We start from the raw sequence: 14,452 nt of genomic DNA, 5'->3' as shown, positions 1-14,452 counted from the left end.
AGGTAAAGGGGGGTAAACATACCACTTTTTAAAAGAGTTTACCAACTCTAAGCTGCGAATCTAAGGCATTACCCATCTTTTTCGATTGAGCTGTGGCTGCTTGAATACAAGAAATAAAGGCTTGCTGCACCCCATGTTCCTCTAGAATCTTCACTCCTGCCTCCGTAGTTCCGCCGGGGCTTGTTACTTCTCTCCGTAATTGTTCTGGTGATTTGGAAGAGTTTTTTACCATTTCTGCGGCGCCAATTAACGTTTGGACAATAAGTTCTTGTGCCATTTCTTTTTCTAGACCAATCCCAGCAGCACTATTTTCCATTGCCTCGATGAGATAATAAATATAGGCAGGGCCGCTCCCAGACAATCCGGTTACCGCATCAAGCTGTTCTTCCTCAACAAACCTTGCTAAACCTACTGTAGAAAAGAGCTGCTCCGCTGATTCGAGCTGCACATCAGTAACTCGGCTATTTATGGCAATAGCGGTTGCCGATTTTCCAACCGCTGCCGAGGTATTAGGCATCGCTCTAGCAATCGAAAGCGATTTTCTTGCTAATGTTTCGATTGTATTCATTGAAACGCCTGCTAATACAGAAACCACCAGCATCTGTTCCGTTAGATGCTCACGAATCTTAGCGATTGCTGAGTCCGCATCTTTAGGTTTCATCGCTAACATGACAATATCGGCATTGTCAAAAAGTGTATGTAAATCATAGGTGCTGCGAATGCCATACCGGTCGTTGAGACCCTTTAACCTGTTTGCATTTGAATTATTTGTTACCCAAATATTTTTTCGATCAATTAAACCATTTTCGAGAATACCTGAAATGAGCGCTTCTGCCATCGAACCTGCGCCGACAATAGCAATTTTCTTCATTACTATTCCTCCTTTTTCATAAAAAACAAAAAGACCCTTCATCCAAAAAGGACGAAAGGTCTTGCTTCCGCGGTACCACCTTCATTTACCCTGTTTGATTCCAAAAGGGTTCACTCTTTTTCCCGATAACGTGGGATTCCGTTAGGTTTTCCTAAGTGCTCATAAGGTAGGTTCAATGATCAAGAGGGCGGTGAAGTCTTTCAGCCGTCGAACTTCACTCTCTTTCGCCATACCACATTTACTGGCCTTACTCATCGCTTTTTACGAATCAAATTTTACTAGTGATTATCCTTGAATTGCAGCCTGTCTGTCAAGAGATAAATATTACGAATTTTTTATTTTTTCTAAAAAGTTATCTAGAAATAATGACATTTAGCGTGAAAATCGCTACACTAAATGTATTAAACAATGTTCACAATATTCATTTGGAGAATTATTTTATGCAGCAATAATACTAAGGGAGTTTTTGATATGACAGGATGGAAAGATGGAATTGCCAAAATAATCTTACCAACGCCATTTGCAGTTGGCAATGTAAATGCCTATTTGATTAAGGGGGAACGGTTAACGCTTGTTGATGCGGGAGTGAAAACGGAAGAATGCTGGGATTCACTTGCAGCGCAGATGGCTGAATTGGATCTAAGACCGGATGATATTGAGCAGGTGGTTCTTACTCATCATCATCCTGACCATTCGGGAATGCTCGACTTTTTTCCGGATTCTGTCGAGGTGTATGGTCATCCCTTAAATGAACGCTGGATTCATCCAACTGAAGAATTCTTTCAAATACAAGAAGATTTTTTTAAGGAGAAATTTCAGGAGTTCGGACTGCCAGCGGAGTATATCCCTTTACTTTCTAAACTAAGAAAAAACCTAAAATATTCATGTAATCGCTCATTAACCGGGACCCTTGTTGAAGGAATGAGACCTTCCGGGCTGAGTGAGTGGCAGGTCATTGAAACACCAGGTCATGCCCAAAGTCAAATTGCGCTTTTCCGGGAACAGGACGGAATCTTAATTGGCGGCGATCTCATTCTAGCTCATATTTCACCGAATCCACTGCTTGAACCGCCGGCACCGGGTGAAACTGAAAGGCCGAAGCCGCAGCTGCAGCATAACGACTCAATGAGAAAACTATTATTGTATCCTATCAAGTGTGTTTACACAGGACATGGGGAGGAAGTTTATCAGCTTGAGGAATTAATTGAAAAAAGACTTTCACGGCAGCACGAGCGGGCGATGACGGTGAATCGCTGGTTAAAAGAGGAACGGCTTACGGTATTTGAAATCTGCAAGCGCCTTTTTCCTGCTGTCTATCAGCGTGAGCCGCTGTTGACCATTTCAGAAACAGTTGCCCAGCTTGACTATTTGGCCTCTATCGGAGAAATTAGTAGTAGTAAAAGTCATCCCGTCCAATTTGAAGCAAAACATTAGTTGTACGGGGCCAACTCTGATGAGGTGTTATGATGGTTAGGGAGCAGTTAAAAGGTAAAAATATTGTGATTACTGGTGCATCTGGTGGAATCGGTGCGGAAATTGCTAAGCTTTGTGCGGCGAGCGGTGCCAATCTTGTCCTGCTGGCACGAAGCTTTGATAAACTTGAGCAGCTGCAAACCGAATTGCAGCAGAAGTATCAGGTGAAAGTGGACTTTTTTCGACTTGATGTGTCTGACACAGATCAGGTTCAGATTGTTTTTCGCAGGATATTTGAATCAATCGGAGACATTGATATACTGGTGAATAATGCCGGCTTTGGAGTATTTCGTGAAGCCCACGAGGCCACTTTAGACGAAATCAAAGGGATGTTTGATGTCAATGTGGTCGGGCTGATGGCATGTACTAGCATGGTCTTGCCAAAGATGCGCGCTCGGCGATTTGGCCATATTATTAATATTGCTTCGCAGGCAGGGAAAATTGCTACGCCAAAATCAAGTGTCTATTCAGCTACCAAACATGCCGTTCTTGGGTATTCGAATGCCCTAAGAATGGAAATTGGTGATTATAATGTCCAAGTGACAACCGTGAACCCTGGACCGATTGCCACCAACTTTTTTACGATTGCCGATGAAGGAGGCACGTACGTAAAAAATGTGCAGCGGTTCATGCTCCAGCCCGAATTTGTCGCTCGGAAAGTTGTCGAAAGCATGCTGACCAGGACTAGGGAGGTCAATCTGCCGCGCTGGATGAACATGGGGAGCGCACTGTACGTTCTTTTTCCCCGGATGTTTGAGCGTATTGGGAAACGAATGCTAAATTCAAAGTAGATGGAAAGGCTGTCTTGAGTCATTTGGGGGCAGCTTTTTGTGTTGTAGATAACATCTTCGGAAAGGAGTCAGTTATTTGAATTTCAGATTAACTCAAAAGATGATTAAGGAATTATGCGGGACTGTCTCCTTCAAACAAGGGGAGGCATTTTACCGTGCGAATAAAGTAACATTCGAACATTATGATTCTGACTTGTGTAAAGCAACGGTAGTGGGAACGGAAGATTTCCATGTTGTGATTGAAAGGAAAGAAGAAAATGGATTTCAGTCAAGGTGCAGCTGCCCTAAGCTTGCTTCTTTTCAAAAGGATTGTCAGCATATTGCCGCTGTTCTACTCGCAATTGACGATTTTCAACGTAACGGAACCACACCGCCCGGATTTACCACAGAACCGATAACTAACGACTCAAATCTGGCTGCAGGTTTGCTGAACATTTTCAATCATCAGCCAAAACGCTCAAGCGGCCATCAGCTTCACTTTGAAAATAGAAAAGTGCTTGATGCCGTATTTGTCTGTAAACCAATTATGATAGAAGAGGGATTCCACATGTTTGGGATGGAGCTGATGATCGGACAAACAAAGGTGGAAAATATTAGGAGCTTCCTTGGAAGTGTAACAGAGGGTCATCCAAGCCCGCTGTTGTATAATCCGAGCCTCCACTGTTTCCAAAAAGATGCGGATGCCGTGATTCAACATCTCATCCAAATCGTTCAGGATAATCAGAACACGCAATCGAACATACCTGCTAGTAAGGAACTGCTCCTGATTCCTCCGTCTTCTTGGAAACATCTCGAGCCCTTGCTTGCCAGGGCTCCTAGGGTGAGGATAGAATACGATGGCGATATTTTTGACGGTTTCACCGTAACGGAAGAACTGCCTCCTTTGCAGTTTGACTTTACAGAAGCTGAAGGCAATAACTATTTGTTAAAGGTCAAAGGGTTGTCCCGTATGATTATATTAGATTCATATGCATCGGTTGTATCAGCCGGAAAAATTATCAGAATGAAAACCGAGGATTGCCAGCGGCTGGCGGATCTTAAACAGATGCTGAATGCTTCAGGGGCGAATCAAATATCCATTCCTTCAGAGCAATTAAAACACTTTTTTGAAAAAGTAATTCCGGGTTTAAAAAAATTAGGTCATGTTCAATTATCGCAGGCTCTTGCAAGAGAATTTATGAAAACACCTCTTGTTGCCAAATTGTACTTGGATCGGGTTAAAAATCGTCTGCTTGCCGGTCTGGAATTTCACTACGATAATATTATCGTCAATCCATTGGAGGACAGGAGCATTTTTGCCGGTTCAAGGATTATCAGGGATGAAGAGAAGGAGAACAAAATTCTGCAATGGATGGAGGAAAGTTCCTTTTCAAAGACTGAAGGCGGTTATTTTTTGCACAATGAAGGGTTGGAATATGAATTTCTTTATCATGTTGTCCCGAAGCTTCAAAAATTGGTGCAAATTTATGCGACGACAGCCGTACGAAATCGGATTTTTCGCGAATCTGCCCCTCCGTCAATAAGAGTGAGGTTGAAGAAAGAACGAACAAACTGGCTGGAATTTAAATTTGAGCTGGATGGAGTTTCGGGACAGCAAATTAAAGAAGTTCTGCGGGCGCTTGAGGAGAAAAGAAAATATTATCGTCTTCGAAACGGTGCGCTTCTTTCATTAGAATCAAGAGAGTTTCAGGACATCCAGCGGTTCTTACAGACGATTCCTGCACAAAAGAAAGAGCAGGAAGACAGCTTGGTGGTCTCGATTATGCAAGGGCTTCCTCTGCTCGATTCAGTTGATGATAGTCAAGTACTCATCGTAGAGGATTCATTCCGTCAATTTCTTGATCATCTCCGCCATCCCGAGCATTTGCATTTCGAGGTGCCAGTGAGTCTCGATTCGGTTTTGCGTGATTATCAAAAACGAGGTTTCCGATGGATAAAGACACTTGCCTATTACGGGTTTGGCGGTATTCTTGCCGATGATATGGGTCTTGGTAAAACGCTGCAAAGTATTGCATTTATTTTATCAGAGTTAGCTGTGATTCGGGAAAAGAAGCAGCCGGTTCTAGTTGTTTGCCCGTCCTCCTTATCCTATAACTGGCTAAGTGAACTGATGAAATTTGCACCGGAGATTGAGGCGGTTGTTGTGGATGGCAATCAAGCGGAGCGGCAACGGATTCGGGGAGAGGCAGTGGAAATAGATGTGATGATCACCTCCTATCCGTTGTTGCGTCGGGATATTAAATGGTATCAGAAACAAACCTTTCATGCTGTATTTTTCGATGAGGCCCAAGCTTTTAAGAACCCAGTGACCCAAACCGCCAGGGCTGTAAAAAGATTGCAAGCCGCTCACCGCTTTGCCCTTACCGGCACGCCGATAGAGAATTCTTCAGAAGAACTGTGGTCTATTTTTCACGTGGTGTTTCCTGAATTATTTAGGGGGTTAAAGGAATTTAGCAATCTAACACGGAAGAAAATCGCCCGTAGAGCCCGCCCCTTTTTGCTGCGCAGAATGAAGGAGGATGTGGCCTCCGAACTTCCGGAAAAATTAGAGTTCATCGAGACAGCAGAGTTGCTTCCTGAACAAAAGAAACTATATGCCGCTTATCTGGCAAAGCTCAGGGAGGATACGTTGAAGCATCTCGATAAAGATACGATTCGGAAAAATCGGATAAAAATTCTCGCTGGTTTGACTCGCTTACGGCAGATTTGCTGCCATCCGGCATTGTTTGTGGATGGGTATCAAGGCGGCTCTGCGAAATTTGAAATGCTGCTTAGGATTGCAGAGGAGTCTAGGATGTCTGGACGCAGAGTGTTAATTTTCTCTCAGTTTACAAAAATGCTTGAGCTGATCGGGAGAAGTTTAGCGTTGAAAGGGCTTCCCTTTTTCTATCTGGATGGGGGAACTCCAGCTGAAGAACGATTGAAAATCTGCAATCGTTTTAATGAAGGGGAACGTGATTTCTTTTTAATTTCTTTGAAGGCAGGAGGGACTGGACTTAATTTGACGGGAGCGGATACGGTCATCTTATATGACCTCTGGTGGAATCCCGCCGTTGAGGAGCAGGCCGCTGACCGGGCACACCGCATCGGTCAAAAAAATGTCGTCCAAGTCATCAAGCTCATTACTCGCGGCACCATCGAAGAGAAAATCAGCGAACTGCAGGATAAAAAGAGAAACCTGATTGAAGAAATGATCGATTCCGAGGAGCGTGGGACTTCTAGTCTTACGGAAGAGGATATCCGGGAAATACTGACTTAAAAAGCATTCATGAGGACTGAAACCAAGCTTGCGGCACGATTTTTGTCCTCATGAACCTACAATATGGCAGTTAGTCTGCCAAAAATTCATACACGGCATCATTTACTATCTCAAATAAATCCGCAGTTGGATCTTCCTCTTTTACTTGAAAAATCCGCCCAGTCAGTTTTTCTAAATCACTATCGCCAATCGGCACGGAATCACCCTCATAGTACTGTCTAAAGCAGTTCTTAATCATTTTTACCACAAGCTTTTTCTCCATCGACACACCTCATCAATCATTATATCGTTTTCTCCAATCGAAATCCTGCAAGAAAATTCCATTGAATACGAACGCATATTCGCTTAAAATATGAATATGATAATAAAGAACGAATGTTCGATATTTGAGTTGGGGGGGAAAAGTCATGGTCGATTATAGCGCATTACCGAAAAATAAAATTTTATGCGTGGACATGAAGAGCTTCTATGCAAGCTGTGCTGCTGTCATAGAAGGCCTTGATCCTTTAACTTGCTATTTGGCGGTGGCCGGCAACAAGGAGCGGCAAGGAAGCGTCGTGCTCGCAGCTTCACCACGGCTAAAAAAGGAATTTGGCATCAAAACAGGCTCCCGCTTGTTTGAGATTCCCAAAGATCCGCGTATTCGAATAGAGGAGCCTAAAATGGCAACCTATTTACGGATTGCAACAGAAATTTCCCGTGTGTTTAACCGCTATGTACCAAAAGAAGCCATTCACACATACAGCGTTGATGAAAGCTTTATAAAAGTGGATGGTGCTCTGCATCTGTGGGGCGATGCCCACACGATTGCCCAAAAAATAAGAGATGATATTGAGCGGGAGTTTCAGCTGCCATGTGCCGTTGGTATTGGCCCTAACATGTTACTCTCAAAGCTTTGCCTTGATCTGGATGCCAAGAAAAAAGGAGTAGCTGAGTGGACGTATGAAGATGTCGGGACAAAGCTTTGGAACGTGTCTCCGCTCAGGGAAATGTGGGGAATTGGCAGGCGCGTTGAAAAAACATTAAATGGCATGGGTATTTTCACTGTTGGTCAGCTGGCCCGCTACGATTTAGAAACGCTGGAAAAGAAATTCGGCATTATGGGAAATCAGCTTTATTACCATGCCTGGGGAGTGGACCTTTCTGACCTAGGGGCGCCAATTATCCAAGGACAAATCAGCTTTGGAAAAAGCCAAATTCTCTTAAGGGACTATAAAGAAGAAGCAGAAATTAAGACGGTTATTTTAGAAATGTGTGAGGAAGTCGCCCGAAGAGCGCGGACACATCGTAAGGCTGGAAGAACTATTAGTCTTGGGGTTGGTTACAGTCAAGATGAATTTGGCGGCGGCTTTCACCGTTCCAGAACCATCCAGCAGCCAACAAATGTGACGATGGAGCTTTACCACGTCTGCCTTGAATTGTTTCATGAACATTATTCTGGAAAAACAGTGCGGCAGATTTCGATTGCCATCAGTAATATTGTTGATGACCATGAGCTGCAGCTCGATCTATTTGACATGGGGGCTTATAAGAGGCGGGAGCTTGGTTATGTAGTAGATGCTGTCCGCAAACGCTTCGGCTCAGGTTCCCTATTGCGCGCTGTATCTTATACAGCTGCCGGAACTGCTAAACACCGGGCAACACTCGTTGGCGGACATAAAATGTAACGAAGAAAGAAGGAGAGACGCATGATTCGCGACCGCGGGAGAATCAAATGGACGTCGATGATGCTTCCTGAGCACGTGAAACTGCTCAGGGATTGGGTAAAGGAAGATGGCTATGAACAGAAACGGGAAATGGATGAACAGCAGCTGGAACTCATGAACGAGACACTATCTGAAGCGATTGAGTTTAATCAGTTTGTCACGATTACCCATTACCGGAATCGGAATTATGAAATCGTAATCGGCAAAATCCATTACTGGGACGAACTGACGCAAAGGCTTCATGTCGTTGATCGCTTTGAAGAAGTGCACCGAATTTCGATTGATGCGATTGCTGATATCCGGATAGCCGATCAATAAAAGAGCGGCCCCAATTGGAAGCCGCTTCTCTTACTCCTACTCTGTTGGCACGCGAACCTGGGATTCAAAATTCCCTTTATGAGAGCCATCGCAAAACGGTTTATTTTTAGACAGACCACACCGGCAAAGAGAAAACGATGGTTTGGTTGTGTATACATTGCCTTCCCCATCTAATAATTCCACATCACCGGAAATTCGAAGTGAACCATTATCATTTACTTTGATTTGAACCTTTGACATAAAAGCACCCCTTTAAAATTGTTCGGATTAACTTTGAGATTAACTGGAATTACAGGAAAATGCAAACAAAAGGCTGCAAGCAAAAAAATAAGCGTCCTAAAAAAACTGTGCTACAATCATCATATGCCTAGTGAGGGGAGCTTTGAACATGGAAATTATCATTACAGAAGCCGCAGCTGAAAAAATAAATGCGAGAGTTGAAGGCCGAGAAGGCTATCTGAAATTAAAATACGATACCGATGGATGCGGCTGTGCCGTAAACGGTGTAGTGGCCTTGTGGTTTGTTCAAGAATTGGATAAAACCGATATTGCTATTGAAACAAACGACAAAACCGTGTACGTAGAAAATTCAAAAATGGTTTTCTTTGATGAAGAAATGAAGATCGATTTCTCGCAAAGCACCAATTGCTTTCAATTAAAAAGTCCACAGCAAATATTAAATGGACATATGAGCTTTATACTTAAGGAAAAAACAGACTGATCCAATGGACAGTCTGTTTTTTAACTAGGTAATTCAACATATTTCTGCAAAAATTCGTCAATGACCCGTTCATAATCGCTGCGGTTTTCATTAAAGGATTGGGCGTGCCGGCCATTTTCAGCAATATAAAGCATTTTGGGACCCTTTTTTTGTTCAAATAAATCCTTTGACATCGAAGGCAAAATAAAATCATCTTTCCGGCTATGGATAAATAGGACTGGATGTTCAATATTTTCAATGACAGAAATCGGCGAGACATTTCGAATCGAATATTTGTCCCGGAGGCGCAAAAGAGCATCGCCAACCGGAAGTAAAAGTCCGGGGATTAGCTTGAAGTCTTTTTTTATCAGATAGGCAAGCTGTTCCTTAAAATCAGAGAAAGGGCAGTCGGCGATATAAAAATCAGCCCCGTCCTCAAGGAGGCCGGCATATAGCAGCATCGTAGCGGCGCCCATCGATTCCCCGTGAATTCCCAGTTCCAATTCAGGTCCTTTTTCTTTTTTAAGCCAATCAACGACTGTCTTTAAGTCGAATTTTTCATAGTGGCCGAAGCTAGTCGTTTTACCGCCGGATTCCCCGTGGCGGCGATGGTCGTAAATTACGGCATTAAACCCGCGCTCCAAGAAAAGGTTCGCATATTTAATTGAATTAATCTTCGTCTCCGTCACACCGTGAGAAATAACGATATAGCGGTTCGTCACATGCGGCTCGACAAGAACCGCCTTGATCATATAACCAAAAGGGGAAGGAATATCAACATCCCGCTTTGGCAGTGATTCAAATTCATCGGGATTATACCTGCCGGATTCCTTTTCCCGTTGTAAAATCAAATCCTCATCCTTCTTTTTCATATACATCAACCGGTTAGTAAAGTACAAAGCAAGAGATAGCCAGAAAAACAACAAAACAAACAGTGCTCGAAATGCCTTTTTCAATAAGGAGCACCTCCCGAATAATGATTATTTATACGATATGTACCCCGAGATATCCGGGCCACAATTAAATCATAACATGAAAAAAGCCGCGGAAACCAATGAGCGGCTTTGAGTATTTTCCAGTGCGCTTGCGCTTTTCTGATTTATTGCTCTGAGTTTTGTCGTTTGGTTGGATGCAATGCCTTTTCTAGTTCCTCGGCGGCAATCATCCGCTTGCCTCCGCCTGCTGTATCTGCATAATTTTTCCCGCTTTGACTGTTCCCTTTATCCCGCTTTTGGCTCATTGTCGTAGTCTCCCTTCATGCTGGTCTCATTTAATAAGATGGATTACTGGAAGACTGATTATTCATAAAAGAATCTTAATCTATACGGTTTGTGAATGAAGTCGATAATAGCTGGTTTCAATCTCGCGTGAAAGATGAGGCCGAACAACATTAATTGCCTTTATCAGTTTGGTAAGATCGACACCGGTTTCAATACCCATCCGCTCAAGCATGTAAACCACATCCTCTGTAGCAGCATTTCCGCTGGCACCGGGTGCAAATGGACAGCCGCCAAGTCCGCCGGCAGATGTATCTAAGCGGTCGATTCCCGCCTGAAGAGAAGCTAAAATATTTGCAAGGGCAAGCCTGCGTGTGTCATGGAAATGGGCTGTTAAAAGCGTCGATGTAAATTCCTGTTTTAATTTAGAAAACAAAGAAAAGGCTTCATTTGGTGCTGCCATTCCAATGGTATCAGCCACGCTTAATTCATCGACGCCCGCCTCAACAAATTCGCGGCAAAGCGCTAATGTATCACTTTCATTGATTTTTCCCTCATAAGGACAATAAAACGCAGTCGAAATGCAGGCGCGGACAAAATAATTTTTTTCTTTTAGTTCATGGATAATCGGCTTTAGTTCTATCAGACTATCTTGTGTTGTTTTGTTTATATTTTTAAGATTAAAGCTGTTGCTGACACCGACAAAAACGGCAACAGCTTGACAATTGGTGGAATAGACACGGTCAATTCCTTTACGGTTAGGAGCTAAGACAATGTCCCTTGCATCTGTATTAAGGCAGTCGGTGACAATTTCCGCAGCATCCCCCATCTGCGGCACCCATTTCGGTGAAACGAATGAAGTCAGTTCTATTTCTTGCAGCCCGGCATCCCGCAAACCGGCAATAAATTGTTTTTTGGTATCTGTTGGAACAAATAATTTCTCGTTTTGCAGTCCATCACGCGGGCCTACTTCGATAATCGTCACCTTTTTAGGTAAAGTAAACATCATTTTCCCCCTCCATTCATCATACTTTCATTGTAGTGGGATTAATTTCAAAAAATCAAGAATAATAGAAATTTTGACAAATTAAGAGGACTTTCTGTGTTTTCAATAGAAGTAATAATGGTAAAAAGGTTGAAGGGGAGAGAGACGTAATGGGCCAAACAGAGGTAGTTATTGTCAGTGCTGTTCGAACTGCACTTGGTAATTTTAATGGTACGCTAAAAACTGTTTCCGCACCTGAGTTAGGCGGGACAGTCATTAAAGGGGCACTTGAGCAGGCCGGGGTAAAGCCGGAACAAGTCGATGAAGTAATTATGGGTAATGTACTTCAAGCAGGAATTGGACAAAATCCGGCAAGGCAGGCGGCTTTTAAAGCGGGGATTCCTGAAAGCGTTTCCTCGATGACGATTAATAAGGTTTGCGGTTCGGGGTTAAAAGCCGTGCATCTTGCCACACAAGCCATTCTGGCGGGAGATGCTGAAATTGTCGTAGCAGGCGGAATGGAAAATATGAGTCAGGCACCCTATTTATTAAAAAATGCCCGCGACGGCTTTAAAATGGGTGACCAAAAATTAGTCGACACGCTTACTTCAGACGGACTCACATGTGTGTTCAATGATTATCATATGGGAATTACAGCTGAAAACCTGGCGGAAAAATATTTAATTACTAGAGCGGAACAAGATGAATTTTCTGCCTGGAGCCAAGAGAAGGCAGTTCAGGCGATTGAAGCCGGAAAATTTAAAGATGAAATCGTTCCCGTTGTGATCCCGCAGCGGAAAGGGGAGCCAATTATTTTTGAAATGGATGAATATCCTAAGCGGGGAACAACGGCAGAAAAGTTGGCCGGATTGCGTCCTGCATTTAAAAAAGATGGCACTGTAACCGCCGGTAATGCTTCTGGAATTAACGATGGAGCAGCTGCACTGGTCGTTATGAGTAAGAAAAAGGCCGATGAACTGGGGTTGAAACCTTTAGTGACGATCAAATCGAACGCTAGTGCGGGAGTGGACCCTAGTATCATGGGAATCGGGCCGGTACCGGCAGTGAGAAAGGCGCTTGAGAAGGCATCTGTTTCAATGGAAGACATAAACTTAATTGAAGCCAACGAGGCTTTTGCAGCACAGTCGTTAGCAGTGGAGCGAGAGCTTCAGTTTAATAAAGATATCCTGAATGTGAATGGGGGCGCCATTGCGATAGGCCATCCAATCGGAGCAAGCGGAGCGAGAATCCTGGTTACCTTAATTCATGAGATGAAACGAAGGAGGGCACATACGGGGCTGGCTACTCTTTGTATTGGCGGGGGCCAAGGGGTTGCAACGATAGTTGAACTGGCGTAAAACCTTATGTTGAGGAGGAAGAAGAAATGAAGAAAATTTGTACATCCTTCCAGGAGGCAGTTGCTGATATTCATGATGGAGCGACATTAATGGTCGGCGGCTTTGGTTTGTGCGGGATTCCGGAAAACTTAATTCTGGCATTAGCCGAAAAAGGCGTGAAGGAGTTAACCGTTATTTCTAATAACTGCGGAATTGATGAGTGGGGTTTAGGGCTCCTCTTAAACAATAAACAAATAAAAAAAATGATTGGCTCATATGTGGGTGAAAATAAAGAGTTTGAAAGACAGGTTTTATCAGGAGAACTTGAAGTAGAATTAACGCCTCAAGGTACTTTAGCCGAAAAAATCAGGGCTGGTGGGGCTGGAATTCCGGCATTCTATACACCCGCAGGGGTAGGAACACCGATTGCCGAAGGAAAGGAAACAAAAACGATTAACGGACGAGAATATCTTTTAGAAGAGGCGCTGACGGCCGACTTCAGTTTAGTAAGGGCATGGAAAGGCGATAAGATGGGAAATCTCGTTTACCACAAAACAGCAAGAAACTTTAATCCGATGATTGCCGCGGCAGGGAAAGTAACAATTGCGGAAGTGGAAACACTCTATGAAATCGGCGAGCTGGATCCTAATTTTATTCATACACCAAGCATCTATGTTCAAGCAATGGTCGAAGGGGCGCAAGAAAAACGCATTGAGCGATTAACAGTAAAAAATTAAAGCGGGGGATGTGACAAATTGATGACAAATGATAAAGCCACAGTTAGAGAAAGAATTGCTATTAGAGCAGAGAAAGAAATAGAGAATGGCTTTTATGTGAATCTGGGCATAGGAATGCCAACCCTTGTTGCTAACTATATAACGGAAAATAAGCAGGTCGTCTTGCAATCGGAAAACGGACTGCTCGGTATTGGACCGTATCCACATAAAGATGAAGTCGATCCTGATTTAATTAATGCCGGGAAAGAAACAGTAACCGCCATTAGCGGAGCCGCTTATTTTGACAGTGCTGAATCGTTTGCAATGATTCGCGGCGGTCATGTTAATCTAGCCATTCTTGGCGGCATGGAGGTATCCGAAACTGGAGACTTGGCAAACTGGATGATTCCAGGAAAAATGATAAAAGGAATGGGCGGGGCGATGGATCTTGTCCATGGAGCTCGGAAAATCATTGTGATTATGGAGCATGTGAATAAAAAAGGCGAATCAAAAATCTTAAAACAGTGCACCTTGCCGTTGACGGGAAAAGGGGTAGTCAATCGGATTATCACTGAGCGTGCAGTCATGGATGTGACGGATTCTGGACTGAAATTAGTAGAAGTTGCCAGTGGATTTACAGTAAAGGATGTCGTCAATTCGACAGAAGCGGGATTGCAAGTGGACGAAAATGTAAAATTAGACGCTTTCTAATAGTAAGGGCAGGCTGAACTAAGACAGTCTGCCTCTTTTTAATGTCGAAACGAATAAGTGAAATGGTATAATAGAAACGAGATTTTTGATTATGGAGGCGTTTAGAATGAAAAAGCAAAAGAGACAAACTAATCAATCTAAACCAAAAAAAGACGATTCAGCGGTAACGCTTAAAGATTTAATTGATCCAAACTTAATGAAACAGCTAAAAGAACAGCAGGATCAGTTGAAAGCAGAAGAGGAGAAAAGAAAAGCAGCGGAAGAAGAGCGAAAGAGAGCAGAACGCAAATTAAAAGAAAAAAACAAATCGTTTGAAGAACTGTTAAACGAGAGCGGGATGAACTGGAAAGAGTTTAAGTAAAAAGGAG

At 43.3% G+C, this 14,452-nt stretch carries 16 protein-coding genes; 10 read left to right on the top strand and 6 right to left on the bottom strand.

Translation table 11 applies throughout. The annotated features are described in order from the left end of the window. Positions 1–28: 28 nt before the first annotated feature. A complete protein-coding gene (gene proC / locus FAY30_RS16460) occupies positions 29–871 on the bottom strand; it encodes a pyrroline-5-carboxylate reductase (protein WP_149870887.1) in 843 nt (280 codons plus the stop codon). Between the two features lie 471 nt (positions 872–1,342). Between proC and FAY30_RS16455 the strand changes: the two genes are divergently transcribed. From FAY30_RS16455 to FAY30_RS16445, 3 genes are all read left to right on the top strand, one after another. Beyond that, positions 1,343–2,305 (top strand): MBL fold metallo-hydrolase, encoded by a 963-nt coding sequence (locus FAY30_RS16455; RefSeq protein ID WP_149870886.1) that lies wholly within the window; start codon positions 1,343–1,345, stop codon positions 2,303–2,305. A 32-nt stretch (positions 2,306–2,337) separates the two neighbouring features. Continuing rightward, on the top strand, positions 2,338–3,135 hold the full coding sequence (locus FAY30_RS16450) for an SDR family NAD(P)-dependent oxidoreductase (RefSeq protein WP_149870885.1): 798 nt from the start codon (positions 2,338–2,340) through the stop codon (positions 3,133–3,135). 76 nt (positions 3,136–3,211) lie between these two features. Further along, a complete protein-coding gene (locus FAY30_RS16445; protein ID WP_149870884.1) occupies positions 3,212–6,394 on the top strand; it encodes a DEAD/DEAH box helicase in 3,183 nt (1,060 codons plus the stop codon). Between the two features lie 70 nt (positions 6,395–6,464). On the opposite strand, the gene FAY30_RS16440 is transcribed toward FAY30_RS16445, so the two are convergent. Next, complete coding sequence (locus tag FAY30_RS16440) at positions 6,465–6,656, bottom strand: YqzH family protein (protein WP_149870883.1); 192 nt, start codon at positions 6,654–6,656, stop codon at positions 6,465–6,467. A 145-nt stretch (positions 6,657–6,801) separates the two neighbouring features. Between FAY30_RS16440 and FAY30_RS16435 the strand changes: the two genes are divergently transcribed. Both FAY30_RS16435 and FAY30_RS16430 read left to right on the top strand, forming a co-directional pair. Beyond that, entirely contained in the window at positions 6,802–8,061 is a 1,260-nt protein-coding gene (locus FAY30_RS16435) for a Y-family DNA polymerase (RefSeq protein ID WP_149870882.1), read from the top strand. 21 nt (positions 8,062–8,082) lie between these two features. Beyond that, the gene (locus FAY30_RS16430; protein WP_149870881.1) at positions 8,083–8,418 is read left to right on the top strand and encodes a YolD-like family protein; all 336 of its coding nucleotides are present in this window, start codon (positions 8,083–8,085) and stop codon (positions 8,416–8,418) included. A gap of 36 nt (positions 8,419–8,454) precedes the next feature. Here FAY30_RS16430 and FAY30_RS16425 read toward each other — a convergent pair whose 3' ends face one another. After that, entirely contained in the window at positions 8,455–8,658 is a 204-nt protein-coding gene (locus tag FAY30_RS16425) for a CDGSH iron-sulfur domain-containing protein (protein ID WP_149870880.1), read from the bottom strand. 148 nt (positions 8,659–8,806) lie between these two features. On the opposite strand from FAY30_RS16425, the gene FAY30_RS16420 reads away from it, so the two are divergent. After that, a complete protein-coding gene (locus FAY30_RS16420) occupies positions 8,807–9,139 on the top strand; it encodes an iron-sulfur cluster biosynthesis family protein (protein WP_149870879.1) in 333 nt (110 codons plus the stop codon). 20 nt (positions 9,140–9,159) lie between these two features. Here the strand turns inward: FAY30_RS16420 and FAY30_RS16415 are convergent, their stop codons facing one another. The 3 genes from FAY30_RS16415 to FAY30_RS16410 all read right to left on the bottom strand — a co-directional run bounded on the left by FAY30_RS16415 (position 9,160) and on the right by FAY30_RS16410 (position 11,341). Next, the gene (locus tag FAY30_RS16415; protein WP_149870878.1) at positions 9,160–10,074 is read right to left on the bottom strand and encodes an alpha/beta hydrolase; all 915 of its coding nucleotides are present in this window, start codon (positions 10,072–10,074) and stop codon (positions 9,160–9,162) included. A 143-nt stretch (positions 10,075–10,217) separates the two neighbouring features. Next, a complete protein-coding gene (locus tag FAY30_RS27235) occupies positions 10,218–10,358 on the bottom strand; it encodes a hypothetical protein (protein ID WP_007084956.1) in 141 nt (46 codons plus the stop codon). Between the two features lie 80 nt (positions 10,359–10,438). Beyond that, positions 10,439–11,341: a hydroxymethylglutaryl-CoA lyase gene (locus tag FAY30_RS16410; RefSeq protein WP_411675499.1), complete on the bottom strand. Its 903-nt coding sequence runs from the start codon at positions 11,339–11,341 to the stop codon at positions 10,439–10,441. Positions 11,342–11,490: 149 nt separating this feature from the next. Here FAY30_RS16410 and FAY30_RS16405 point away from each other — a divergent pair, with 149 nt between their 5' ends. The 4 genes from FAY30_RS16405 to FAY30_RS16390 all read left to right on the top strand — a co-directional run bounded on the left by FAY30_RS16405 (position 11,491) and on the right by FAY30_RS16390 (position 14,445). After that, complete coding sequence (locus FAY30_RS16405) at positions 11,491–12,678, top strand: acetyl-CoA C-acetyltransferase (RefSeq protein ID WP_149870876.1); 1,188 nt, start codon at positions 11,491–11,493, stop codon at positions 12,676–12,678. Positions 12,679–12,704: 26 nt separating this feature from the next. Further along, positions 12,705–13,394, top strand: a complete 690-nt coding sequence (locus tag FAY30_RS16400) for a CoA transferase subunit A (protein WP_149870875.1) — start codon at positions 12,705–12,707, stop codon at positions 13,392–13,394. A 21-nt stretch (positions 13,395–13,415) separates the two neighbouring features. Then, a complete protein-coding gene (locus tag FAY30_RS16395; protein ID WP_149870874.1) occupies positions 13,416–14,084 on the top strand; it encodes a 3-oxoacid CoA-transferase subunit B in 669 nt (222 codons plus the stop codon). Positions 14,085–14,190: 106 nt separating this feature from the next. After that, positions 14,191–14,445: a YqkE family protein gene (locus tag FAY30_RS16390; RefSeq protein WP_149870873.1), complete on the top strand. Its 255-nt coding sequence runs from the start codon at positions 14,191–14,193 to the stop codon at positions 14,443–14,445. Positions 14,446–14,452: the final 7 nt, after the last annotated feature.

The organism is Bacillus sp. S3 (genome assembly GCF_005154805.1).
In the GTDB taxonomy this organism is placed as follows: domain Bacteria; phylum Bacillota; class Bacilli; order Bacillales; family Cytobacillaceae; genus Neobacillus.
This window is presented reverse-complemented; position numbering and strand designations above follow the sequence as displayed.